Origin of the sequence: Streptomyces kronopolitis, from assembly GCF_050953795.1 — a bacterium.
Taxonomy (GTDB): domain Bacteria; phylum Actinomycetota; class Actinomycetes; order Streptomycetales; family Streptomycetaceae; genus Streptomyces; species Streptomyces kronopolitis_A.
Map to the genome: position 1 here is coordinate 7216407 of NZ_CP191850.1, position 22499 is coordinate 7238905.

Annotated in this window: 25 protein-coding genes; 18 read left to right on the forward strand and 7 right to left on the reverse strand. The window is 71.2% G+C overall.

Annotated features, from left to right (window positions below; all coding sequences use genetic code 11):
• The first annotated feature begins 386 nt into the window (after nucleotides 1–386).
• The 3 genes from ACQP17_RS31880 to ACQP17_RS31890 all read left to right on the forward strand — a co-directional run bounded on the left by ACQP17_RS31880 (nucleotide 387) and on the right by ACQP17_RS31890 (nucleotide 3472).
• On the forward strand, nucleotides 387–1550 hold the full coding sequence (locus ACQP17_RS31880) for an elongation factor Tu (protein WP_433859404.1): 1164 nt from the start codon (nucleotides 387–389) through the stop codon (nucleotides 1548–1550).
• A 123-nt stretch (nucleotides 1551–1673) separates the two neighbouring features.
• The gene (locus ACQP17_RS31885) at nucleotides 1674–2516 is read left to right on the forward strand and encodes a patatin-like phospholipase family protein (protein ID WP_433860062.1); all 843 of its coding nucleotides are present in this window, start codon (nucleotides 1674–1676) and stop codon (nucleotides 2514–2516) included.
• Nucleotides 2517–2617: 101 nt separating this feature from the next.
• Nucleotides 2618–3472 carry a spermidine synthase gene (locus ACQP17_RS31890; protein ID WP_433859405.1) on the forward strand — a complete coding sequence of 285 codons (855 nt, stop codon included), beginning with the start codon at nucleotides 2618–2620 and terminating at the stop codon, nucleotides 3470–3472.
• Nucleotides 3473–3496: 24 nt separating this feature from the next.
• Here the strand turns inward: ACQP17_RS31890 and ACQP17_RS31895 are convergent, their stop codons facing one another.
• Nucleotides 3497–4780, reverse strand: a complete 1284-nt coding sequence (locus ACQP17_RS31895; RefSeq protein WP_433859406.1) for an MFS transporter — start codon at nucleotides 4778–4780, stop codon at nucleotides 3497–3499.
• Between the two features lie 233 nt (nucleotides 4781–5013).
• Between ACQP17_RS31895 and ACQP17_RS31900 the strand changes: the two genes are divergently transcribed.
• Entirely contained in the window at nucleotides 5014–5469 is a 456-nt protein-coding gene (locus ACQP17_RS31900; protein WP_364874389.1) for a DUF4442 domain-containing protein, read from the forward strand.
• 274 nt (nucleotides 5470–5743) lie between these two features.
• Nucleotides 5744–6394 carry a DedA family protein gene (locus tag ACQP17_RS31905; protein ID WP_433859407.1) on the forward strand — a complete coding sequence of 217 codons (651 nt, stop codon included), beginning with the start codon at nucleotides 5744–5746 and terminating at the stop codon, nucleotides 6392–6394.
• Nucleotides 6395–6444: 50 nt separating this feature from the next.
• Here the strand turns inward: ACQP17_RS31905 and ACQP17_RS31910 are convergent, their stop codons facing one another.
• The gene (locus ACQP17_RS31910; RefSeq protein WP_189096091.1) at nucleotides 6445–6654 is read right to left on the reverse strand and encodes a hypothetical protein; all 210 of its coding nucleotides are present in this window, start codon (nucleotides 6652–6654) and stop codon (nucleotides 6445–6447) included.
• A gap of 660 nt (nucleotides 6655–7314) precedes the next feature.
• Between ACQP17_RS31910 and ACQP17_RS31915 the strand changes: the two genes are divergently transcribed.
• The 9 genes from ACQP17_RS31915 to ACQP17_RS31955 all read left to right on the forward strand — a co-directional run bounded on the left by ACQP17_RS31915 (nucleotide 7315) and on the right by ACQP17_RS31955 (nucleotide 15351).
• Nucleotides 7315–8310 (forward strand): alpha/beta hydrolase, encoded by a 996-nt coding sequence (locus ACQP17_RS31915; protein WP_433859408.1) that lies wholly within the window; start codon nucleotides 7315–7317, stop codon nucleotides 8308–8310.
• Nucleotides 8311–8439: 129 nt separating this feature from the next.
• Nucleotides 8440–8796 carry a DUF4333 domain-containing protein gene (locus tag ACQP17_RS31920; protein WP_364874383.1) on the forward strand — a complete coding sequence of 119 codons (357 nt, stop codon included), beginning with the start codon at nucleotides 8440–8442 and terminating at the stop codon, nucleotides 8794–8796.
• 435 nt (nucleotides 8797–9231) lie between these two features.
• Nucleotides 9232–10458, forward strand: a complete 1227-nt coding sequence (locus ACQP17_RS31925; RefSeq protein WP_364874382.1) for an ATP-binding protein — start codon at nucleotides 9232–9234, stop codon at nucleotides 10456–10458.
• On the forward strand, nucleotides 10455–10868 hold the full coding sequence (locus ACQP17_RS31930) for a roadblock/LC7 domain-containing protein (RefSeq protein WP_249635696.1): 414 nt from the start codon (nucleotides 10455–10457) through the stop codon (nucleotides 10866–10868). Before ACQP17_RS31925 ends, ACQP17_RS31930 begins: the two co-directional genes overlap by 4 nt.
• Nucleotides 10865–11245, forward strand: coding sequence for a DUF742 domain-containing protein (locus ACQP17_RS31935; protein ID WP_364874379.1), 381 nt, complete (start codon nucleotides 10865–10867; stop codon nucleotides 11243–11245). The genes ACQP17_RS31930 and ACQP17_RS31935 overlap by 4 nt, the downstream gene beginning before the upstream one ends.
• A complete protein-coding gene (locus ACQP17_RS31940) occupies nucleotides 11220–11810 on the forward strand; it encodes a GTP-binding protein (protein WP_189096097.1) in 591 nt (196 codons plus the stop codon). The genes ACQP17_RS31935 and ACQP17_RS31940 overlap by 26 nt, the downstream gene beginning before the upstream one ends.
• Nucleotides 11811–11820: 10 nt before the next feature.
• Nucleotides 11821–13182 (forward strand): cytochrome P450, encoded by a 1362-nt coding sequence (locus ACQP17_RS31945; protein WP_433859409.1) that lies wholly within the window; start codon nucleotides 11821–11823, stop codon nucleotides 13180–13182.
• A gap of 222 nt (nucleotides 13183–13404) precedes the next feature.
• A complete protein-coding gene (locus ACQP17_RS31950; RefSeq protein WP_433859410.1) occupies nucleotides 13405–14538 on the forward strand; it encodes a cytochrome P450 in 1134 nt (377 codons plus the stop codon).
• Nucleotides 14539–14592: 54 nt separating this feature from the next.
• On the forward strand, nucleotides 14593–15351 hold the full coding sequence (locus tag ACQP17_RS31955) for an enoyl-CoA hydratase/isomerase family protein (protein WP_433859411.1): 759 nt from the start codon (nucleotides 14593–14595) through the stop codon (nucleotides 15349–15351).
• A gap of 100 nt (nucleotides 15352–15451) precedes the next feature.
• Here the strand turns inward: ACQP17_RS31955 and ACQP17_RS31960 are convergent, their stop codons facing one another.
• Nucleotides 15452–15991, reverse strand: a complete 540-nt coding sequence (locus ACQP17_RS31960; protein WP_433859412.1) for a gamma carbonic anhydrase family protein — start codon at nucleotides 15989–15991, stop codon at nucleotides 15452–15454.
• A gap of 138 nt (nucleotides 15992–16129) precedes the next feature.
• On the opposite strand from ACQP17_RS31960, the gene ACQP17_RS31965 reads away from it, so the two are divergent.
• Nucleotides 16130–16900, forward strand: coding sequence for an acyltransferase (locus ACQP17_RS31965; protein WP_433859413.1), 771 nt, complete (start codon nucleotides 16130–16132; stop codon nucleotides 16898–16900).
• 43 nt (nucleotides 16901–16943) lie between these two features.
• On the opposite strand, the gene ACQP17_RS31970 is transcribed toward ACQP17_RS31965, so the two are convergent.
• On the reverse strand, nucleotides 16944–17813 hold the full coding sequence (locus ACQP17_RS31970) for an EamA family transporter (protein ID WP_433859414.1): 870 nt from the start codon (nucleotides 17811–17813) through the stop codon (nucleotides 16944–16946).
• 107 nt (nucleotides 17814–17920) lie between these two features.
• Here ACQP17_RS31970 and ACQP17_RS31975 point away from each other — a divergent pair, with 107 nt between their 5' ends.
• Complete coding sequence (locus ACQP17_RS31975) at nucleotides 17921–18493, forward strand: helix-turn-helix domain-containing protein (protein WP_433859415.1); 573 nt, start codon at nucleotides 17921–17923, stop codon at nucleotides 18491–18493.
• A gap of 43 nt (nucleotides 18494–18536) precedes the next feature.
• Nucleotides 18537–19094, forward strand: a complete 558-nt coding sequence (locus ACQP17_RS31980) for a YbaK/EbsC family protein (protein ID WP_433859416.1) — start codon at nucleotides 18537–18539, stop codon at nucleotides 19092–19094.
• A 20-nt stretch (nucleotides 19095–19114) separates the two neighbouring features.
• On the opposite strand, the gene ACQP17_RS31985 is transcribed toward ACQP17_RS31980, so the two are convergent.
• A complete protein-coding gene (locus tag ACQP17_RS31985) occupies nucleotides 19115–19522 on the reverse strand; it encodes a CoA-binding protein (RefSeq protein ID WP_433859417.1) in 408 nt (135 codons plus the stop codon).
• A 179-nt stretch (nucleotides 19523–19701) separates the two neighbouring features.
• Nucleotides 19702–20472 carry a type VII secretion system-associated protein gene (locus ACQP17_RS31990; RefSeq protein ID WP_433859418.1) on the reverse strand — a complete coding sequence of 257 codons (771 nt, stop codon included), beginning with the start codon at nucleotides 20470–20472 and terminating at the stop codon, nucleotides 19702–19704.
• 261 nt (nucleotides 20473–20733) lie between these two features.
• On the opposite strand from ACQP17_RS31990, the gene ACQP17_RS31995 reads away from it, so the two are divergent.
• Nucleotides 20734–21360, forward strand: coding sequence for a YigZ family protein (locus tag ACQP17_RS31995; RefSeq protein ID WP_433859419.1), 627 nt, complete (start codon nucleotides 20734–20736; stop codon nucleotides 21358–21360).
• Between the two features lie 524 nt (nucleotides 21361–21884).
• On the opposite strand, the gene ACQP17_RS32000 is transcribed toward ACQP17_RS31995, so the two are convergent.
• On the reverse strand, nucleotides 21885–22196 hold the full coding sequence (locus ACQP17_RS32000; protein WP_433859420.1) for a chaplin: 312 nt from the start codon (nucleotides 22194–22196) through the stop codon (nucleotides 21885–21887).
• Nucleotides 22197–22499 lie beyond the last annotated feature (303 nt).

Below are 22499 nucleotides of genomic sequence, written 5' to 3' on the forward strand. Positions count from 1 at the left end.
CGTTTCGGGCGGGGCGGAATCGTGCGCAACGTTGTCCTGTGGTGGTCGCCTGCGTGCGCGACGGGTGGCGAATCGGCGGGTAAATCGCTCGACGGCGGTGCGGACACCGGGAACCATGAGGCGCATGCCCCGGCGCGTCTTCCTCCCGCCCCCGTCCGCAGTAGCGGACGGGCCGAAGGGTGCCGTCGTGCCGGTCGTTGAGGTCGCCGCGGCGGACGTCACCGCCGACGTCAGCGCCCACGCCGCGGCTGTGCCGGCCGTTGCCGTGTGTGGCTGACCCTCTCCGGATCGTCCGGCGGACCCCGCAGGGGGAGGGTCGGCCGTCCCCAGGGGGTCCCACGGCGCCAAGTCGCCGCCTTCACCGCAGTGTTGCGAGGCAGAACAGCGTGCCCAAGACGGCATATGTGCGCACCAAGCCCCATCTGAACATCGGCACCATGGGGCATTCCGAACACGGCAAGACCACGCTCACCGCGGCCCTCACCAAGGTGCTCAGCGACCGGGGGAGTGGCACCCCCGTGCCGGCCGGCCGGCGGCCCGGTGAGCCGGCCCGCGGTCGTACCGTCACCGGCGCGCACGTCGAGTACGAGACCGACACCCGGCACTACGCCCATGTCGACCTGCCCGGTCACGCCGGCTCCGTCACGCACATGATCACCGGCGCGGCGCAGCTCGACGGGGCGATCCTGGTCGTCTCCGCGCTCGACGGGATCATGCCGCAGACCGCGGAACATGTGCTGCTCGCCCGGGGGATGGGCGTCCGGTACGTCGTCGTGGCTCTGACCAAGGCCGACGCCGGCGACCCCGAGTTCACCGGCTCGTTGGACCGCGAGGTGCGCCGGCTGCTGAGCACGCACGGCTACGACGGGGCGCACGTGCCCGTCGTACGGGTCTCGGGACTGCGTGCCCTGGAGGGTGACCCGCGCTGGAAGGCGGCGATCGACGCGCTGCTGGACGCCGTGGACGTGGGCGTCCCGGTGCCTGAACGGCATCCGGCCGCCCCGTTCCTGCTGCCGGCGCAGAACGTCCTGACCCTCACCGGGCGCGGCACGGTCGTCACCGGAACCGTCGAGCGCGGCACGGTGCGGGTCGGCGACCGGGTGGCGGTGCCCGGCGCGGGGACCGAGACGACGGTCGCCGGGCTGGAGACGTTCGGCAAGCCCATGGCGTCGGCCGAGGCCGGGGACCACGTCGGGGTGCTGCTGCGCGGACTCCACCGCGACCGGGTCCGCCGGGGGCAGGCGGTCGTGGCGCCCGGCAGCGTCACCCCGCGCCGCCGCTTCACCGCCGTTCTCCAGGTGCGCGCCACCGAGGAGGGCGGCCGCCGGACCCCGCTGTCCACGGGCTACCGGCCGCAGTTCCACCTGCGCACCGCGGACGTCACCGGCCGCCTCGACCTCGGTGGGCGGAGCCCCGCCCACCCCGGTGAGACGCTGACGGTCCACGTCGAGCTGGACCGCCCGCTGCCGCTGGAGACGGGCCTGGGCTTCGTCGTGCGGGAGGGCGGCCGGACGGTCGGGGTGGGCACGGTGCGGATCGTCGGGGAGTGAGGCCGCGCAGGTCGGAGAGGCGGTCCGGCGGGCGTGCGTGGGCACCGCTGTGCCGGGAGCACGCGGGGTGCGAGACTGCTCGCCCGGAGGAACGGCCGCACACGGATGAGCGAGGGTGACCTGATGGCGGGTACGGCACTGGTCCTGGGCGGCGGAGGGCTCACCGGCATCGGCTGGGAGGTCGGTGTGCTGGCCGGTCTGGCCGAGGCGGGTATCGGCCTCGCCGACGCGGACGTCGTCATCGGCACCTCCGCCGGATCGATCGTCGGCGCGCATCTCACCTCCCGGACGCTCCCGCTGGAGGAGATTTACGAGCGCCAGCTCACCGTGCCCGAGTCCCGTGCGGCGGAGCGGATGGGCCCGGCCGCGCTCGCCCGGTTCGCGACCATCGCGCTGCGCTCCCGGGACACCGTGTCCTTCGGCGTACGGATGGGGAAGCTCGCCCTCGCGGCCCGTACCGTTCCCGAGGAGACCCAGCGCACGGTCATCGCCCGGACCCTGGAGCTGGCCGACTGGCCGGCCCGCCGGCTGGTGATCACCGCGGTGAACGCGGCCACGGGGGAGCGGAGCGCCTTCGACGACACCAGCGGGGTGCGGCTGCTCGACGCGGTCGGCGCGAGCTGCGCGGTCCCCGGTGTCTATCCGCCGGTCACCATCGACGGCACCCGCTGGATCGACGGCGGGGTGCACTCCAGCGCCAACGCGGATCTGGCCGCCGGCTGTGACCGGGTGGTGATCGTCGCGCCGATGGCGGCCTCCGGCGGGCCGATCGCCGGCCCGCGGGCACAGGGCGGCCAACTGGCGCGCCAGGGCGCCCGGGTGTGCGTGATCACCCCGGACCGCGCGGCCCGGTCGGCGTTCGGCCGCAATGTCCTGGACCCCGCCCGGCGTGCGGACGCGGCCCGTGCCGGTCGCCGGCAGGCCGCGTCCCATCTGGCGGAGATCCGGCAGGTCTGGCCGGACTGAACCGCCCGCCCCGGGACCGGCGGCCGAGGTGATGCGGCCCGCACGGGCACAAGGGCCGCGGCCGGCACCGGCGCCCCGGTCCGGACCGGCACAATGGGACGGTGGACCCAGCACCTGAGCCGATACCCGTCACCCGGACCGTGGACTGCGGCACCGCCAAGCTGCTGCCGGACGTCGACCGCCACCGGGCCTGGCTGCTCACGGTCGACGGGGCGCCGCAGTCGTACGTGGACCTCGACGCGCCGCTGCATCTGGAATTCGAGTACGTGCGCCGGCTGGCCTTCGTCCTGGACGAGACGGCCGCCCCGGGGCAGCCGCTGGACGTGCTGCACCTCGGTGGCGGGGCGCTGACCCTGCCCCGCTATCTGGCGGCCACCCGTCCACACTCCCGGCAGGACGTCATCGAGGCCGACCTGGCCCTGCTCGACCTCGTGGCGGAGCACCTGCCGCTGCCCGGCAACTGCGGTGTCACGCTGCACGCCCAGGACGCCCGTGCGGCGCTGGAGGTGGCGCCGGAGCACAGCGCCGATGTGATCGTGGCGGATGTCTTCGGCGGCTCGCGGGTGCCGCCGCAGCTCACCTCGGTCGAGTACGCACGGGCCGCCGCCCGGGTACTGCGGGAGGACGGCTGCTACGCCGCCAACCTCGCCGACAGCGCGCCGTTCGGCTTTCTGCGCGGCCAACTCGCCAACTTCGCCACGGTCTTCGAGCACCTGGCACTGATCGCGGAACCCTCGGTGCTGCGCGGCCGCCGCTTCGGCAACGCCGTACTGCTCGCCTCACGCACGCCGCTCCCGGTCGCCGCCCTGGCCCGGCGCGCGGCCGGCGACGCGTTTCCGGCCCGGGTCGAGCACGGTGCGCGCCTGCGGCGGCTGATCGCGGACGCGGCGCCGGTACGAGACGCCGAGGCGGTCGCCTCGCCGGTGCCCCCGGACGGCGCGTTCAGCGTCGGCTGAGCGAGGACCCGCCGCGGCCGCGGCTCACGGCGCCCCCGACGTCTCCGGCTCCGGAGCACCGGCCGCACGGGCGTCCGCCCGCCCGGCCGCCGGCTCCGGATTCGCGCGCCGGGTCAGCCGCCGCACTCCGGGCACGCACAGCACTGCCGCCGTCAGCAGCACGATCAGCGCCGAACAGCCCCACAGCGCGGCCCTGGTGCCGATGAGGTCCTGTACCGGGCCGGCCAGCGCGGTGGCCGCCGGGACGACGGCCAGCGAGCCCAGCCAGTCGTAGGAGGACACCCGGGAGAACTTGTCCTCGGGGATCTCCTGGTGCAGCGCCACCATCCACGTCACCGCGAAGACCTCGATCGCGACACCGGTACCGAACATGACCACGGCGAGCCCGGGCGTGGTGAGCGGCACCGCGAGCGCGGCGGAGGGCAGGGCGAGCGGGAAGACGCACAGCGCACCGGTCAGCAGGAGGCGGCGCGGCCGCAGGCGGGTCATCAGCAGGGCGCCGCCCGCGGTGCCCGCGCCGAAGGCCGCCAGCGCCAGCCCCCAGGGGCCGGGGCCGCCCAGATAGCGTGCGGCGATCACCGGCCCGTAGACCGCCTCGGCGGCCGCGACCATGGCGTTGACGAGGGAGAACTGCAGGATCACCGCCCACAGCCAGGACCGCGAGATCACTTCCCGCCAGCCCTCCCGCAGATCGTGCAGCATCCCGCCGCCGGCGGCCCGTGGGGGAACTCCGCTGACGTCGAGGAAGGTGCGCAGCGCCGCCGCGAGCGCGAACGCCGCGGAGTCGACGGCCAGCACCCAGCCCGGGCCGACCGCGGCGACCAGAGCCCCGCCGAGCGCGGCCCCGCCGATGTTCGCGCCGTTCATGCCCATCCGGTACACCGCGAAGGCGCGGCCGGAGTGCTCGCCGGAGGCCGCGGCGAGCACCATGCCCTCGGAGGCCGGCGCGAAGAACGCCTGCCCGGTACCGCCGAGGGCGGCCAGCAGCGCCATCTGCCACAGCCGCGGCTCCCCGGTCAGCACGAGCAGTGCGAACAGGCCCTGGGAGACGCAGTTGAGGACGTTCGCGGCGACCATCACACGGTGCCGGGGGAGCCGGTCGGCGACCGCGCCGCCGATCAGCAGGAAGAGGAGCAGCGGGATCGTACGGGCGGCCGCTACCAGGCCGACCTCGGTGGCGGTGCCGCCGGCGGCGAGCACCGCGAAGGCGGTCGCGATCAGCGCACCGGAGCCGCCGAGGCTGGTGATGACCGTGGCGCCGGTGAGCAGCAGATAGTTGCGTCCGGCCCAGCCGGGACGGGCTCTCACCACGGCAGTGTGCCCGGGCCCGTGGCGGACGCCCGGCGGCAGGGGGAACCCGGCCTGCCGTGCCCCTGGTGTGCCGGGAGCTCCCTTACCTCTGCGCTGTGTTGTCGACCTGGCCGCATGGGCGTCCACGATAGGCGGCGCGGAGGGCGGCATGGCACCCGGATCGGCGCGGGGCGGAACGCCCGTGCGGTGTGGCCCTTCCCAGCTAAGCTACCGCTAGGTAACATGACCCCATGTCCTCCGAGACCCTGCCGTCGATCGGCGAAATGATGGCGGCCTCCGTGCCGATGGTCCGCACCCTGAACCTGGAGTTCACCGAGACCACCGCCGAGCGCGCCGTGGTCCGCATGCCGGACCGGTCCGACTTCCACAACCACGTCGGCGGCCCGCACGCCGGCGCGATGTTCACCCTCGCCGAGTCCGCGAGCGGGGCGATCGTGATGACCGCCTTCGGCGATCAGCTCGGCCGCGCGGTGCCGCTCGCGGTGCGTGCCGAGATCGGCTACAAGAAGCTCGCCATGGGAGGGGTCACCGCCACCGCGGAGCTGGGCCGGCCGGTGGCCGAGGTCGTCGCCGAACTCGACGCCGGTGAGCGCCCGGAATTCCCGGTGAACGTCGCCATCACCCGTGAGGACGGCGCGGTGACCGGCGAGATGACCATCGTGTGGACCCTGCGCCCCAACAAGTGAGCCGCTTCACCGGGTGAATCGCTTCACAGCCGAGTTCTCCCACCGGCCCGCCGTGTCACCGCACGGCGGGCCGTCGCCGTCCCGGGACGGTCCGTCGCGCCGGTACGGGCCGCGGCGGCGGAGGTCGCCCACCGCGGGACGAATCGGCCCATGGGTGACCCGATCGAGTACGCTTCCCGGGGCGCGCGCAGGCGTGCCGAGGGGATCGAGCGGCCACGGTGCCAGGGCGTCGGGCCCGGCCCACGGGGGCCCTACTTCAGCGGAGGAACCGGTTTTGCACATCCAGGAGTGGCTCGAGACGGTACCGGCCGTGAGCGTCTACCTCCTGGTGGGGGTGGTCATCGGACTGGAGAGCCTCGGCATTCCGCTGCCCGGTGAGATCGTCCTCGTCAGCGCGTCGATCCTCGCCGCGACCCAGGACCACATCAATCCGTACGTGCTCGGCGCCTGCGCGTCCGTCGGCGCGATCCTCGGGGACTCCGCCGGCTATCTGATCGGACGCAAGGGCGGCCAGCCGCTGCTGCAATGGGCCGGCCGGCGGTTCCCCAAGCACTTCGGCCCCGACCATGTCGCCATGGCCGAGGCGCAGTTCGACAAGTGGGGGATGTGGGCGGTCTTCTTCGGCCGCTTCATCGCGCTGCTGCGCATCTTCGCCGGCCCGCTCGCCGGCGTGCTGCGGATGCCGTACTGGAAGTTCCTGATCGCCAACGTGCTGGGCGGCATCATCTGGGCGGGCGGTACGACCGCGCTCATCTACAGCGTGGGCATCGTCGCCGAGCCCTGGCTCAAGCGCTTCTCGTCGTGGGGCCTGGCCGCCGCGGTGCTGTTCGGCATCGGCTCGTTCTTCCTGATGAAGCACCGGGCGAAGAAGGCAGCCGCCGCCCGCAAGGCGAAGGAGACCACGGTCGCGGCCACGGCCGACTGACCGCAGCGACTGCGCTGCCCGCTCGCCGCCCCTTGGTGCCGCCGCATGGCTCAGGGCATCAGCCAGACGTCCGGCCCACCGTCGCGCCATTCGAAGACACCGGTGTCGTCCCAGACGAACCGCGCGGTACCGAAACCGGCCCGGCGCAGTATGGCGGCCACATCGCCGGGGCGCAGCGCCCGTCCCAGATCCTGTCCGTAGAGCGTCACACGGCGACCGCCCGTACAGGGCGGGTGCACGATCACGGGAGCACGCTTCATGCCCCCAGCATGCGACCGGCCCGGCGGCCGCGCATCCCGAACGTGGCCGGGTCGTCACGTTGCGTGACGCCCTTCGTGTCGGCCGGGCAGGTACGTCCGCGCAGCTCAGAGTCGCGCCGGCACAAGGAGTGGCGGTCTTCCCGCGCAGGCCGCCGTCCGCGCCCGCCGGGCGTCGAGCGGGTAAGGGCGAGCGGCGCCCCGGCGGTGTGGGTGCTCCTGCGCGGCGAGATGCCCGGCCGGCCACCGGGCGCGGGGCCTCTGGGGAGAGCAGCAATCGGTGAACGCCACCTCCAAGCCGGCCTGTTCGCGCGCCACCCCCCCAGTCGGCTGCACGCCGCGCGCCGGCCCCACGCGGTCATCGGCCCCACTCACCTCGCCACCACGCCGCGCCCTCGCGAACGGGAATCGACCGTGCCGGAACCGGCCGCTCGGTAAACAGGTAAACAAGCCGCGGGTCTATCGAACGGGGGAAACTCGGTCGGCCCAATTGACGTACGGGAACGTCGTCTTGGAGGCCCGAAGGCCGCGGAGCGGCAGGTCAAGCGGCCGGGAGCGGCGCCCGGCGGGCTCCGGGCGATCGTGGAGCGATGACTTGGGACCGGCGCCGTGATGGCAGCGTGGTGTCCGCGGCCGGACCGAGCATCCAAGGAGAGCGTCCCGATGAAGTGCCTGCGTGTCCGAGCTGCGGTGAGCGTGCTGGCTCTGGTGCTGCTGGCCGGCTGCGGTAGCGGCCGGGACGTCGTCGACGCCTCGGGTGTGCCGCGGCTGCGGGCCCGTCCCGCGGACGCCAACAACGGCCGGCCGCAGGTGGTGCCGCCGCGCGGACCGCGCTCCTCCTTCACCACGTTCCGGACGACCGGCGAGGACGGCACCCAGGTCGTCCGGACCACCTGGCACGGCCACACGTCCGGCTTCACCGGTGACATCTGGGCCTGGGTGCCGCCCGAGTACCACCGCCCCCGGTACGCCCGGAGCGCCTTCCCCGTACTGATCGCGCTGCCCGGTGCCTACGGCTATCCGTTCAACTACTGGGCGGGGGCGCCCTTTTCGCTGGAGGAGCGGCTCGCGCAGTGGTCGCGGCAGGGCAAGACGCTGCCGTTCATCCTGGTGATGCCGGTGCTCAATCCCGGCCGGACGTATTACGACGGCAGTGACATCCCGGGGCAGCCGAAGATGGGCAGCTGGCTCACCGAGGACGTGCCGGACTTCGCGCGGGCCAACTTCCGTACCTACGACAGCCGGGACGGCTGGGCCTTCATGGGGTCCTCATCCGGTGGGTTCGCCGCCCTGAAGGCCGTCCTCAAGGAGCCGCAGAGGTTCAAGGCGGCGATCGTCAACGGCCCCGACACGGCGCCGGATTCGCCGCTGTGGCGCGGGCACCCGGCGGAGATGCGGGCCAACGACCCGCGCCACCTCGCACGGGAGCTGGTCCGGCGGAAGGGGCCGGACGTCTATCTGGCGTTCGAGCTGGGCAGCCGGGAGGTGGCGGTGCCCGATGTGAAGCGCTTCATCGCCGACCACACCGGCGGACCGATCCACTCCACGCTCTTCGACATACCGAACGGTGTGCACAGCGGCCACACCTACATCCAGCGGATGCCCGAATCGCTGCACTGGATCAGCGAACAGATGCAGGGACCGGTGCCGTCCCCCTGACGCACCGTCGCCTGGGTGGCGGCACCACGGCGGGCTCGTGTTGCCGACGCCGGGCATCCGGCAAGAATTGTCCGTGATCCGGCCGCGCCGCGGCCCGGGGAACGGCGTGTACCCGCGGGAAGGAGAGTCGTGCGCACACTGCGAGCTGTCGGTCTGGCGCTGGTCGGTACGGCTCTGCTGGCGGGGAGCCTCACGGCCGGCAGCCAGTGGCTGCGGGACCGCAACGCCACCAGCGCGGTGCACCGGACGACCGACACCGTCCCGCGCCGTGAGGTTGCCCGGTCGATCTCGGACCATCTGTCGCTGCCGGTGATCCCCAGGGGACCACGATCGGTCGACTGCACGCACGACCTGCGTGCCGTCAAGGGGGCGCGGACCCGGTGCACGGCCCACTACCTGCGCGGCACCGACCGCGATATGACCGTGCGCGTCGTCCGGGTCCGCGGCGGCGAGATCACGTACGTGCACGACGCCCCGCATCGCTGAGACCGGCCGGACCGTCCGGCGCCGCGCTCGCCGAGCCAGGTGCCCGTCGCCGCACGTCAACGGGCCGTCAGGATCCTGACCAAGAGCCGCCGCCGATCCCGGCGCAAGAGTCCAATGGCCCCAAAGACGGCCTTTGTTGAATCTCCTTCAGATGAGGAACTGTTCAGATCGCGGTTGGACGATGGCCGTTGTTGTGATGCTAAGATCATCGCACTTGCCAACGGGCTAGTCACCTGCTAAGGCAAGAAAGTAATTCCGCGCATTGGCCTTTGAAAACTGCCACCCCGGGAGCACTATGCCATTAGCCGGCCCTTTGATGGCTTTCTGGCAGGCGACTGCGCGCGGCCGTTCACGTATGTCCGGAACCGCGAATGAGCAGATACGTCGCAGCCAGGCGAACGACACCTGGTGGCTCCGTCGTCCGAAGAGAGTCTTATGACGCAATACTTCCAGGATCCAGCGCTTTGGGGATTGATCGCTGGCACACCTGTAGCCGCGACCGCGATTATTCGCGGTCGAAAGAAAATATCTGAGCTTCGAGCAGAAAAGGCTGATCTCAAGCAGCACTACGCCAATCTGGAAGACCGCTACTCGGAGGCGGTGGAGGAGGCCAAGGACCGGGCGGAAGAGGCCACCAAGACCACTCTGAAGTCCGCGATGCGGACCCTTCAGGGTCTGGCGAGCGAGCAGCAGCTGGCGATTTCCAAGCTGCAGGAAACCTATGGCGAGCACAAGATCCTTCAGGATCTGCTCGACATCGACCACATGAACTCGCAGTTCGCGCGGCGGGCCCAGTCCATCGCCGTCCTCTGCGACGGCTGGCTCGGCCGGCGACGGCACAACGCCTCGCTCTACGACGTGGTCCGCAGCGCGAAGGGGCGAATCCGCCACTTCACGCGCGTCGAAATCCGGTCGCAGAGCAACTTCGCCATCGTGAGCCGTGCGGTGGAGCCGGTCGCGCTGGTTCTTGCCGAACTGCTGGACAACGCCACCAGTTACTCGGCGCCGGAAACGATGATCGAGATCAATATCCGTCCGGTACCCAAGGGCGTATGCATCGTTGTCGACGACGCCGGTGTCGGTATGAACGAGGAGGAGAAGGCGCGCGCCGCCCGGCTGCTGTCGAGCGAGAATGCCGCCAGCGTCTCCAGTCTCGGTAATCCGCCGCAGTTCGGTTTCACGGTCATGGGTGTGCTCGCCGCCCGCTACGGATTTAGCGTATCGGTGGATTCCACCTCTCCCTACGGTGGCGTGCGCGCGGTCGTCCTGCTCCCCGACGATCTACTGACGTCCCTGCACGAGCCCGAGGAGAGCCCTGCCGTGGCCGCGTCCGCTCCGTTGCCGCCCGAGAACCCTCCTGGTCATCCGGCTTCCGGCGGTGCTGTTCCGGCTCCCCGGCGCCCCTCCTACCAGCCTCCGCAACCGGTGCCGACGGGGCAGCCACCGGCTCCCGCGGAGCCGGTCGGCGAGACGACCGCCGGCGGGCTGCCGAAGCGCCGCCGACGGGGCGCGATTTCCATCGTGCCGACCCAGAACGAGACTACGGAAACCCCGGCCCGCGACAGCGCAAGGACCGCGTCCGTCATGGGCGCATTCCAGCGCGGCACCCAGTCAGGCCGGCGTTCCACTAATGCAAGCGATGAAGGGCATGAGGTTCAGTGAACTACGATCTGTCGTGGATGCTTGACAGTGCTCTGGAACTGCCCGAAGCGCAGCATGCCATTCTCGTTTCCGCCGACGGTCTGCTCATGGCCCGCTCGAAGGACGTCGGCCGGGATCACGCCGATACCGTCGCCGCGGCAATGAGCGGAATGCAGTCGCTGAGCCGTACGGTGGCGGACTTCTGCCATGGCGGTGCGGCCGCCAACCGGCCGCAGTGGCGGCAGACGCTGGTGGAATTCGACCATGGCTGGGTCTTTCTCATCTCGGCCGGTGAAGGTGCCTATCTCGCCGTCTCGGCTTCGCCCGATGTCGACATGGCAGAGATCACCTTCCGTATGCAGCAGCTTGTCGGGCAGCTCGGCAAGGCATTGACCAGCCCGCCTCGTGAGAGGGCAGATATTCAGTCATGACTCATGACGACGAGCCGGAGCTGGAACACGAAGCAGCGGATTTAGTGCGGCCGTACGTCATCACCAACGGTCGCGATCTTCTTGACGGCAGCGAGTTCTCGCTGATCACCCTGGTCACCGTGCATGCGGAGCCCCCTCGGACGAAACCGCTCGATCCGGAGAAGCTCCGCCTGCTGGAGCTGTGTTCGGGAGGCTTTCTCTCGATCGCCGAGATCGCCGGGCACACCCGGCTCCCGGTGGGCGTCGTCAAGATTCTGGTGTCCGATCTCGCGCGGGAGGGTCATCTCTACTCCCGCGCGCCCATACCTAGCGCTCAGCTTGTCGACCGGAAAATCCTTGAGGAGGTGCTGAATGGACTCCAGGCCCGCTTTGGATGACGGCGTGTACCTGCGTGATTCAGTGCAGACCGCGGCGAAGATCCTCGTGGTAGGTCATTTCGCCGTGGGGAAGACCACTTTCATCGGCACCATGTCCGAGATTCCTCCGCTGCGGACCGAAGAGGTAATGACCCAGGCGGGCGCGGGAATTGACGACCCGAAGGGCGCACCGGACAAGACCACGACCACGGTCGCCATGGATTTCGGCCGGCTCACCCTCAGTGAGCAGCTGGTCCTCTATCTGTTCGGAACGCCCGGGCAGCAGCGGTTCGTTCAGGTGTGGGAAGACATGACGCGGGGGGCGCTCGGTGCGCTGGTCCTCGTCGACCCACAGCGTCTCGACGAGTCCTTCCCTGTCATGGACCTGGTGGAACACTACGGAATCCCGTACGCCATCGCCGTGAACCGGTTCGACGGGACCCCCTCCCACTCGCTCGACGAGATCCGGGAAGCGCTGGACCTTCTCCCTGAGACGCCTGTCGTCCACTGTGACGCACGGGACCAGCGTTCCTCGGCAGATTCCCTGATCGCACTCGTCCGATATCTACAGTCCCGCGTCAACTAGGAGCTCAGCCATGCAATCTCACTCGGAATTCCAGACTCCGCCGCCAGGCTGCCCCGCGCACGCCGGCGGCGAAAGGGTGCCCCTGCACGGGCCGGAATTCGCCGCCGCACCGGACGCTTTCTACGAAACGATGCGGCAGTACGGCCCCAGCGCGCCCGTCGAGCTGGCTCCTGGTGTGGAGGCCGAACTCGTCACGGACTACACCACAGCGCTCCACGTCCTGCAGAACCCGGACACCTTCGCGCGGGACTCCCGCCGTTGGCGCGCGCTGAACGAGGGGCGGGTCCCGCTGGACAGCCCCGTCCTGCCGATGATGATGTACCGGCCGAATTGCATGTTCTCCGACGGCGCCGAGCACTTGCGGCTGCGCCAGGCGGTGACGGAGAGCCTCGCGCGCCTGGACATGCACCGGGTGAGCCGGCATGTCGACCGCGTCGCGGCGTACCTCGTCGACCAGTTCGGTCTCCGGGGCAAGGCCGACCTGATAAGTGACTACGCGCAGCTGCTGCCCCTGCTGGTCTTCAACGACCTGTTCGGCTGCCCGGCCGAGATCGGCGACCGGCTGATCAGCGCCATCTCCAACCTCTTCGACGGCGTCGACGTGGAGCGGGCCAACGAGGTCATGGCCGGTGCCCTGTTCGAGCTGGTCACGCTCAAGCGCAGCACGCCGGGCGACGACGTCACCTCCTGGCTGATGCAGCATCAGTCACGCCTGACCGACGAGGAGATGGTCCACCAGCTCGCCCTGCTCATCGGCGCGGGCACCGAGCCGGTGCAGAACATCATCGCCAACGCGCTGCGGCTGCTGCTGTCCGAGGAGGAGTTCGGCGGCGGCCCGCAGGGGGGCGGCGACGTCCTGGTGGAGGACGCGATCAACGAGGTGCTGTGGAACAGCCCGCCGATCGCCAACTACGCCACGCACTACCCGGTGCACGAGGTGGAACTCTCCGGGGCGAAGCTGGCGGCCGGGACACCGGTGCTGATCAGCTTCGCGGCGGCCAACGCCGACCCGAGCCTGTCCGCGAGCCGGCAGACGTTCAGCAAGCGGGCCCATCTGGCCTGGGGCGCCGGCCCGCACGCCTGCCCGGCGAAGGACCCCGCGCTGCTGATCTCCATACGGGCGATCGAGAAGCTGCTGAACACGCTGCCCGACATCGAGCTGGGTGTGCCCGCGGAGACGCTGACCTGGCGGCCCGGCCCGTTCCACCGTGCGCTCAACGCGCTGCCGGCCCGCTTCACCCCGGTACGCAGTGAGCGGCGGCGCCCGCTGCCCGCCGCGGCCGGCGGGGGAGAGGCCCGGGCTCAGGAGCAGCAGGGCAAGCCCCAGAAGGGCAGCTGGTGGAGTGGATTCCTCAGCTGGTGGCGGGTGTGAGTTTTACTACAGCTTGAATGTTCGTTTGCCGCATGAACGTTCGGCGGCAGGGGTATGCAGGGTTGGCGATCAGTGAGTGATCTTCTGAAAGAAGGTGCCGCCTTGCCTCCCGCTCTGGCCACTGCCGCTGTTGACCGGCGCAGTGTGGTTTCGCTCTTTTCCCGTCTGCGCACGGTCGACGGCCAGTCGAATCCGCTGCCGCTGTACGCGAAACTCAGGGCAATGGGAGAGGTCGTTCCGGCGCCCTGGGGCGGCTATTTGACGACGTCATACGGGTTGTGTCACCAGCTTTTGCGCAGCAGATCCTGGCGGGTCCCGGACAGTGCCTGGCGGGCCCGTCAGGAGGACGCGACCCGCTGGAGCGCTGATGCCTCCCGCCAGATGGGCGGCACCCTGCCGATGCTCAACCCGCCGCACCACACCCGGGTGCGGCGGTCGTTGGGCAACGTTTTCGACCGCAACTCCGTGGCCGGAATGCGACCGTCGATCGAGCGGACGACGCGGCGGCTGCTCGACCGGTTCGAAGAAGAACTCACGGACGGCCCGGCCGATTTCTGTGCACTGGTCAGCGAAGAACTTCCGGTGATCACCATCGGTGAATGGCTGCAGATTCCGCCGTCCGACTTCGCCCTGCTGCGTTCGCTCACCCACGACCAGGTGTACACCCAGGAATTGTTTCCGACGCCGAGCCAGCTCATGCTCTCCGACGCGTCAAGCCATCAATTGCGCCAGTATTTCAGCGACTTGGTCAGCGAACGCCGAAGAAATCCGGGCGAGGATCCGGTTTCCTGCTGGCTCCGCGCCTGGGACGCCCAGGAACCCGACCGCGAAGCCGTCGACGAGGCCGTCTTCTCCCTCGCGCTCTTCATGGTGCTGGCGGCGCTGGAGACGACCTCACACGTCCTGTCCAGCATGATCCGGCTGCTCCTGGAACACCCCCGGCAGCTGAACTGGCTGCGGCTGCACCCCGAGCAGATACCGGACGCGATCGACGAGGTACTGCGCTACGACGCCCCGATACACATGATCAGCCGGATCGCCCCCGAGGACACCGAGCTGGCCGGCGTGACCGTCCGCAAGAACGAGATGGTGCAGCTCATGGTCGGCGCCGCCCATCACGACCCGGACCGCTTCGCCGCCCCCGAAGAGTTCGACCTCGGCCGGCGGTCCTCCCACCTGAGCTTCGGCGGGGGAATCCACTACTGCCTCGGCAACGCGCTGGCACGCATGGAGGCGGACTGCCTGCTCACCGCGATGCTCGACCGGCTGCCCGGGCTGCGGATCGCCGCACCGCCCGTCTGGGAGTCGCGGGTGGCCTTCCGCCGCCTGGTCACCCTTCCGGTCGTCCGTCTCTGACCGCCCCGGCACACCGGCCTCCCGCACAGCGGAACAACGAAGCAAGGAACGCCCATGACGCACGACTTCAAGTCCCTCCTCGTGAGACGGGAAGGCCCCGTTCTCACGGTGCAGTTGAACCGTCCCGAGACGGGTAACGCCATCTCGGGGGAGATCCTCGACGAGCTGCTCGCCGTACTGGGAGCCCTGGACGACGAGTCCGGCATCCGGGTCCTGGTCCTCTCCGGCGCGGGCGAGGACTTCTGTCTGGGCGGTGACCGCACGGAGTTCCCCGCCCTGCTCGCCGAGGAGCCCGGCGGGGTGGGGCTGCGCGCGCTCGGCAACAAGGCGCGGCGGGTGTGCGAGGCCCTCGCGAGCACGGACGTGGTGACCATCGCGCGGCTGCACGGCGGAGTGGTGGGCGCCGGCGTGGGACTCGCGGTCTTCTGCGATCTGCGGGCCGGCGCGGACACCTGCCGCTTCCGCCTGCCGGAGCTGGGCCTGGGGGTACCGCCCGCCTGGGGCGGGATCATGCCGCGGCTGCTGCACGAGGCGGGCGCCTCGCGGATCCGTGAACTGATATTGACCGCCGACAACTTCGACGCCGTCACCGCGCAGGAGCTGTCCCTCCTGCACAAGGTCGTCCCCGAGGAGCAGCTCGACGGCACCATCGCACGGTGGATCAAGCCGCTGGTGCGCCGTTCCCCCTCGGCCCTGCGGACCGCCAAGCTGATGCTGAACGCCTACGCCAACGCGGGCCGCCTTGCCGACGCCACCCTGTTCGACGCCGAGCTGCTGTCCTCCGCGCTGACCGTCGCCGCCGCCGGACGCTGAGCCGTGCGGCAGCACCGCTGAGCACGGATGCCGAGCCGACCCGCCGCGGCCGGACGCGGGCCACGTCCCCGGTCCGTGCCGCCGCGGCCGCCCGGCGCCTTCACTCCCCGTCGGTCGTGACCGTCTCCCGGTGCTGTGCGGCCAGTTCCCCGTACATCGTGGCGTTGACGGTGAGGAGTTCGCGCTCCCCGGCGGTCAGCTCGCGCTTGACCTTCGCCGGCACCCCGGCGACCAGGGAGCCGGGCGGGACCCGCATGCCCTGGGGGACCAGCGCCTGCGCGGCGATCAGCGAACCCGCGCCGATGTGGGCCCCGTTGAGCACCGTGGCGCCCATGCCGATCAGCACGTCGTCCTCGACGGTGCAGCCGTGCAGCACCGCGTTGTGACCGACCGAGACCCGCTCCCCGACGGTCACCGGGAAGCCGGGGTCGACGTGGACCGTGCAGTTGTCCTGGATGTTGCTGTCGGCGCCGAGCACGATCGGGCCGCAGTCGGCCCGCAGCACCGCGTGGTACCAGACGCTGGAGCCGGCCGCCATGGAGACCTCACCGAGCACGACGGAGGTCGCCGCGGTGAACGCCGAGGGGTCGATGGCCGGCTCCTTGCCGTTCACCGCTGAAATCAAGGCCCGTGCCGTCATTCTTCGCTCTCCTTTGCCGTGCTGCGCCGCGACTCCAGCACCGTAGACGACCGCCGCGGCGCCCGGCGGGGACGGCCGCGGGTGGGGCGAAGATCACAGCACGCCGCGCGGCCGGTTCCGCGGCGGGCCGATTACCGTGTGCGGGTGCCGATAAACAAGAACGTGTTCTCATCCGTCGCGGCCTGGCGGCGCCGGACCGTGTCGCGTGCCGTGCACCGCGGCGCGCGCTGGGTGAGGGAATCCGCGGCCGTGACGGCACAGCGCCCCGGCCCCTACCGCTTCCGCCGGATCGGCGCCGGGACCCGTCTCGCCTTCCCGCAGGGCACGCTCTTCGGCGACCCGTGGATCGAGCTGGGCGACCACTGCATCATCGCCCAGGACGTGACGCTCACGGCGGGCATGATGCCGGACCTCGACCTCGGCCCGGACCCGATCCTGACCCTGGGCAACGGCGTGGTGCTCGGGCGGGGAAGCCATGTGATCGCCGATGTCCGGCTCACGATCGGCGACGACTGCTTCTTCGGCCCCGGGGTGTACGTCACGACCACCAACCACAGCTACGACGACCCGGAGGTGCCGATCGGCAAGCAGTGGCCGCGCAGCGACCCGGTCACCATCGGCCCCGGCAGCTGGATCGGCACCGGTGCGGTGATCCTGCCCGGCGCGCGGCTGGGCCGGAACGTGGTCGTCGCGGCCGGCGCCGTGGTGCGCGGCGCGGTCCCCGACCATGCGGTGGTCGCGGGCGCACCCGCCAAGGTCGTCCGCCGCTGGGACCCCCGGGAGGGCTGGCAGCCGCCGCTGCGCACGCCGACCCCGGTGCCGATCCCCGAGGGCGTCACCCCCGAGCAGTTGCGCGCGGTGCAGGAATGGCACGCGGCGGAGGCCGGGAAAGCCTGCGAGGCGTCCTGACCGGACGTCAGGTGTGCGTGCCGCCGCCGGTGACCGCCCCCGGTCAGCTGCCCGAGGCGAGCAGCACCGTGCCGACCAGCGCGAGCGAGGCGCCGGCCGCCTGGACGGCCTGGAGCCGCTCCTTGAGGACGCCCAGCGCCGCGAGCGAGGTGACGACCGGATAGAGGGAGGCGAGCACCGCCGCCATGGTGACCGGGCCGTGCTGGGCGGCGATGGCGTAGGTGCCGTTCGCGGCGACATCCGCGATCCCGACGAAGGCGAGTGCGGGCAGCGCGCCGCGAAGGGACGGCAGTCCGCCCTCGGGGAGCGCCGGGGTGCCGCGCCGCACCGAGGCGTACAGGGCGGCGCCGCCGACCGCGACGTTGCACAGCCGCTGGACGAACAGGGCGAGGAAGAGCCCGGTCACGGTCGTGGACGCCTCGGAAATCAGCGCCATCACCGCGCCGAAACCGAGCGCCGAGACCAGCGTCAGCACGATCGTCTGGCGGGCCACCGACGTGCCGCCGATCCGCGGGCCGCCGGCCAGCAGCACGCCGACCACGGCGACCACCATGCCGGTGGACTGCAGCAGCCCCGGCCGCTCGCCCGCCACGATCCCGACGCCGAGCGGTACCAGGACGGTGCCGATCGAGGCGAGCGGCGAGACCACACCCATCGGGCCGAGCGCCAGGGCGCGGTAGAAGCAGAGCATGGCGGCGGGCCCGACGACCCCCGCGCCCACCGCGCACCACAGCTGCGGTCCGGCCTCCCGCCAGCCGCCGGTGGCCAGCACGATGGCGCCCAGCACCACGGCGGCCAGGGTCTGCGAGACCACCACGACGGTCAGCGCCTGCAGCCGTCGGGTGAGCAGTCCGCCGCCGAAGTCGGCGAGCCCCCACAGAAGGCTGGTGGCCAGGGCGAAGACCGCTGTCATGGTGAAACCTCGCAGTACAGTGAACCGGACGCTGAAGTACACCACACCGTAGTGTAAGAAACTGAACTGCGGAATCAAATATATTCGCCTTCGACCTGGACGGACCCGTGACGGATCTCGATCAGCTCACGCAGTCGCTCGCCCGCAACCTCAAGCACTGGCGCGGTGAGCGCGGCTTCACCCTCGATGCGCTGGCGGCCCGTGCCGGAGTCAGCCGCGGCATGATCATCCAGATCGAGCAGGCCCGTACGAACCCGAGCGTGGGCACCACCGTCAAGATCGCCGACGCGCTCGGCGTCAGCATCACCACCCTGCTCGACTACGAGCAGGGTCCGCAGGTGCGCATCGTGGCCGCGGACGAGGCGGTCCGGCTCTGGTCCACCGAGGCCGGCAGCTCCACCATGCTCCTGGTGGGCGCCGAGGCCCCCGGGCCCTTCGAACTGTGGGACTGGCGGCTGATGCCCGGCGACCGCAGCGCCTCCGATCCGCACCCGCCCGGCACCGTCGAACTGCTGCATGTCCGCGCCGGCACCCTGACGCTGGTTGTGGACGGCGCGGAGCACCCGGTGCCCGCCGGCTCCTCCGCGACGTTCGAGGCCAAGGTGCCCCACGCCTACCGCAACGACGGCGCGGACCCGGTCGAGATGACCATGTCGGTGATCATCCCACTCGCCCGCTGAGACGGTCCGCCGCCGGGCGGGCACGACTGTTAACTTGGCGCGTATGCCCGTCCCGATGGATGCCTTTGACGAGGTCCGCCCCGCCGTCGAGTGCCTGGATCTGCTGTCCCCGCCGGTGGCCGACGCGCTGCGGGACTGGCAGGGGTCCGTGGCGGTCGAGGAAGTGCGCTACGTCGACACCGACCCGGCCATCGCGGACACCGCCCTGCTCGTCGAGCACTACGGCCCCTGGCTGCTGGAGCAGTCGGCGAACTGCGTGGTGGTGGCCGGCAAACGCGGCGGTCGGACCACCCTGGCCGCCTGCGTCGTCCTCTCGCACACCCGCGTCGACGTCAACGGGGTGGTGCGCCGCCAACTGGGCGCCCGCAAGGCGTCGTTCGCGCCGATGGACCAGGCCGTCGAAGACAGCGGGATGGCATACGGCGGCATCACCCCGATCGGCCTGCCCGCGGACTGGCCGCTGCTGGTGGACACCGCCGTCGCCGAGGTCCCCTACGCCCTGATCGGCAGCGGCGGCCGCCGCGGCAAGCTCATCGTGCCCGGCAGGGCACTTGCCGAACTGCCCGGCGCCACCCTCCTGGACGGCCTGGGCACCGCCTGACGGGCGCCGCCCCCGCCCCCTCAGCCCAAACGGGGCAGCTCGATCGCCGGACAGCGGTCCATCACCATGTCGAGCCCGGCGTCGCGCACCCGGTCCCAGGCCGTCTCGTCGACCACCCCGAGCTGGAACCAGACGGCCTTCGCGCCGAGCGCCACCGACTCGTCGGCCATGCCGCCCGCCAGCTCGCTGTTGACGAAGACATCGACCACATCGACCGGGAACGGGATCGCGGAGAGCGAGGGATACCCCCGCTCACCATGGACCGTCTCCGCCTTCGGATGCACCGGCACGATCCGCTTGCCGTGCCGCTGCAGCACCTCCGCGACGCCGTGCGCCGCGCGCTGGTCGTTGTTCGACAGGCCCACGACGGCCCAGGTGTCGCCGAGCTCGGTGAGGATCCTGCGGATCGTGGTGGGGTCGCCGTACACGCACTGCCTCCTGTGAAGGGAAGGGTCCTGTGCGCTCAACGGACGGCGCCGCCAGGAGATTCCCGCGCGGGGCCGACCGGTGCCAAGAGGCTCGCGGACCGTGCGGAGTCCGCCCGCGGTACGGCAGACGCCCCGCCCGAAGGGGAAGACGGGCGGGGCGGGTCCTGTGCGCCGGCGGCTCAGTTCCGGCCGCGGGCCGCCATCCCGGCGCCGACCACGGTGCTGCCGTTCGCCGCACGGGCCGGCTTGCCGATCGCCCGGCCGCCGCTCACCGGCTCGGCGCCGCCGGCCCCGGTCCCCGGGCGCGCCGCCACGGCCGGCTTGCCCGCCTCGTCCGTCGCGCCGGATGCCGCGGCCAGCGCCGCGCGCAGCTCCTCGGTGTCCACCAGCATGCTCACCGGGCCGGTCGGGTTGAGATACAGCGCGTGCCCCGGCGGCAGCTGTTCGACGAGCGCGGACACCGGCCGGCGGTCGAAGAGCAGCCGGCCCACCGATTCGAGATAGCTCTGCGAGGTGTAGACCGGGATCACCGGGGTGCCCTCGGGGGAGGCGGCGGCCAGCGGTGAGCCGGTCGCGGTGACCAGGACGGACACCTCCGCACGCGCCAGCGCCTCGGACACGTCCTGCCCCGGGCCGTACCCGGTCGCGGCGAGCTGCACCGCGCAGTCGACCGCGTCGGCCGGCTCCGGCCAGTCCAGCATCTGCGGCGACGGCCGGTACTCCGGATTGTCCCGCCACTCCTCGATCTCGCCCGTCGGACCCGAGCGCCACTGCCCGATCAGCGCCCACAGGGGCGGTGGCCCCTCGCCCTGCCAGGTCAGATCCACCATGGCCAACCAGTGATCGGGCGCCTGGCGTGCCGCCTCGATGACCTCGGGCGGGGGTTCGGGCATCTCGTCACCCGTCACGGGCACGCCCGCCGTCATCGCCGCCTGTGTGCTCTCTTCCATGCCGTCCTCCGCAAACCCGCCGTTCCTACGTGTACGAGCGGGGCCCCGGAAACACGAGGCTCTCGCACTGGCCTCACAGTGCCCACGGGCGGCGCGGACGTCTCTGCGACGCACCGTGCGGACGGGGCGGGTACGCCGCCTGGCCGTGCGGACTGCGCCCGTCCGGCGGACACCCCGGCCCGTCCGGCGGACACCCCCGCGCGGCGCGGGCCGCCGCCGGCCGCCGGTTCGCAGGTCACCGGGGCCGCATAGGCTGGCCCGATGCAGGAGCAGTACCGCACGCTCGCGCGCGAGGGCGTCCACGAGATCGAGATCAACAAGTCCCGCTTCCTGTGCGCGCTGGCGCCCGTGGCGACCGAGGCCGAGGCCGAGGACTTCATCGCGCGCATCCGCAGGGAACACCCCACGGCCCGCCACCACTGCTTCGCCTACGTCCTCGGTGCCGACGGCGGTGTCCAGAAGGCCAGCGACGACGGGGAGCCCGGCGGCACCGCGGGCGTACCGATGCTCCAGATGCTGGTGCGCCGCGAGGTCCGCTTCGTGGTCGCCGTGGTCACCCGCTACTTCGGCGGCGTCAAGCTCGGCGCCGGCGGCCTGATCCGGGCCTACGGCGGTGTCGTCGGCGAGGCGCTGGACGCGCTGGGAACGGTCACCCGGCAGCGCTTCCGGCTGGTGACGGTGACCGTCGACCACCAGCGTGCGGGCCGGCTGGAGAACGATCTGCGCACGACGGGCCGGACGGTGCGCGAGGTGACGTACGGGGCGGAGGTGCGCATCGAGATCGGGCTGCCGGAGGCCGATCTGGAGGCCTTCCGCGGCTGGCTCGCGGACACCACCGCCGGAACGGCGCGGCTGGAACTCGGCGGCGAGGCGTACGGGGACGCCTGACCCGCCAACTGGCGCCGTGCACGGGAGCGCGCGGGCCGGAGAAGGATCTGCCGCTTGACCGATCTTCTCCTTGGCTGAACTCCGCGAGGAGCGCGGGGGATTCGTCCGGCGGATCAGACCTGTTCCAGGCCACGCTCTTCAACCCACTCGGCCGGCGGCAGGGGCGTCGCCGACGCCGTCACGGCGCGCATCGTGCTCACGATGGGCACCGTCCTGGTGCCCGTCCAGGCGTTGGGCCAAGTGGCCGCGGCCAATCTGCTGTGCCCGCCTACCGGATGTGGCTCCATCCGCTGCCGAGCATCGTCGCCCTGCCCGGTCGGCCGGTCATCCACGGGTACGCGGACCGCAACGTGCCCGGCAGGCACCCCGGTGCGCAGCACAAACCCGGGGCCGGGCCGTCTGCGCCGATGAAGGTGGAAGGGCTCTCGGTGCGGACGGCCCGGCCCCGGGCCGGGTGGTGCGAGCGTCAGCAGGTGCCCCCGGCGCTGCCATGAGGAACGGCAGCGCCCGGGACGGGTCCCGTCTTAGGACATGCCGCCGCCGCCGGTGTGGATGCCACCGATGGGACGGTGGTGACGCTTCTTGTGGTGGCGCTTCTTGTGGTGCGGCGTGACGTGGCGGACGTGGTGGTGGTGAACAATCACCCGGCGGCGCTCGATGGAGCCGTTGAGGCAGGTGTTGCCGAAGGCCGGGTTCAGCAGGCCCACGATGTTCACGGTGTTGCCGCACACGTTGACAGGAATGTGAATCGGGACCTGAACCGCATTGCCTGACAACACTCCCGGCGAGTTGGCCGCGCCGCCGGACGCACCGCTGTCTGCGAACGCTGCCGACATGCCACCCAGGGCGGTACCGGCCGCAAGAGCGGCAATAGCAGTCGCCCGTGTGATCCGTGACATAACAATCTCCCGATCGATCCAAAGCGACTAGCTGCCGCTTCCTGTTACTTCTCTTCGGCGCCCACGGCCGCACCTTGAGAGAGTTTGCGATCATTTCACTCTTTCAGGGAGTAAATGTGGTTTAGTGCAAATGGCTTGCGCATCACGGCTATTGAGACAAATGTTCTACGGCCCGGCGTGCGGTGAGGCGCTCGGGGTGCGGTGGCCCGGTCGGGTCCGAGCGGCGGCCCCGACGCGGTC

Excerpts from the sequence above, each read along its gene's own strand:
- ACQP17_RS31925 (WP_364874382.1), top strand. The coding sequence starts at position 9,232 with ATGACGCAATACTTCCAGGATCCAGCGCTTTGGGGATTGATCGCTGGC.
- ACQP17_RS31970 (WP_433859414.1), bottom strand. The coding sequence starts at position 17,813 with ATGACAGCGGTCTTCGCCCTGGCCACCAGCCTTCTGTGGGGGCTCGCC.
- ACQP17_RS31980 (WP_433859416.1), top strand. The coding sequence starts at position 18,537 with ATGCCCGTCCCGATGGATGCCTTTGACGAGGTCCGCCCCGCCGTCGAG.
- ACQP17_RS31900 (WP_364874389.1), top strand. The coding sequence starts at position 5,014 with ATGTCCTCCGAGACCCTGCCGTCGATCGGCGAAATGATGGCGGCCTCC.
- ACQP17_RS32000 (WP_433859420.1), bottom strand. The coding sequence starts at position 22,196 with ATGTCGGCAGCGTTCGCAGACAGCGGTGCGTCCGGCGGCGCGGCCAAC.
- ACQP17_RS31990 (WP_433859418.1), bottom strand. The coding sequence starts at position 20,472 with ATGGAAGAGAGCACACAGGCGGCGATGACGGCGGGCGTGCCCGTGACG.
- ACQP17_RS31940 (WP_189096097.1), top strand. The coding sequence starts at position 11,220 with ATGGACTCCAGGCCCGCTTTGGATGACGGCGTGTACCTGCGTGATTCA.
- ACQP17_RS31935 (WP_364874379.1), top strand. The coding sequence starts at position 10,865 with ATGACTCATGACGACGAGCCGGAGCTGGAACACGAAGCAGCGGATTTA.
- ACQP17_RS31960 (WP_433859412.1), bottom strand. The coding sequence starts at position 15,991 with ATGACGGCACGGGCCTTGATTTCAGCGGTGAACGGCAAGGAGCCGGCC.
- ACQP17_RS31910 (WP_189096091.1), bottom strand. The coding sequence starts at position 6,654 with ATGAAGCGTGCTCCCGTGATCGTGCACCCGCCCTGTACGGGCGGTCGC.
- ACQP17_RS31945 (WP_433859409.1), top strand. The coding sequence starts at position 11,821 with ATGCAATCTCACTCGGAATTCCAGACTCCGCCGCCAGGCTGCCCCGCG.
- ACQP17_RS31915 (WP_433859408.1), top strand. The coding sequence starts at position 7,315 with ATGAAGTGCCTGCGTGTCCGAGCTGCGGTGAGCGTGCTGGCTCTGGTG.
- ACQP17_RS31950 (WP_433859410.1), top strand. The coding sequence starts at position 13,405 with ATGGGAGAGGTCGTTCCGGCGCCCTGGGGCGGCTATTTGACGACGTCA.
- ACQP17_RS31995 (WP_433859419.1), top strand. The coding sequence starts at position 20,734 with ATGCAGGAGCAGTACCGCACGCTCGCGCGCGAGGGCGTCCACGAGATC.
- ACQP17_RS31885 (WP_433860062.1), top strand. The coding sequence starts at position 1,674 with ATGGCGGGTACGGCACTGGTCCTGGGCGGCGGAGGGCTCACCGGCATC.
- ACQP17_RS31955 (WP_433859411.1), top strand. The coding sequence starts at position 14,593 with ATGACGCACGACTTCAAGTCCCTCCTCGTGAGACGGGAAGGCCCCGTT.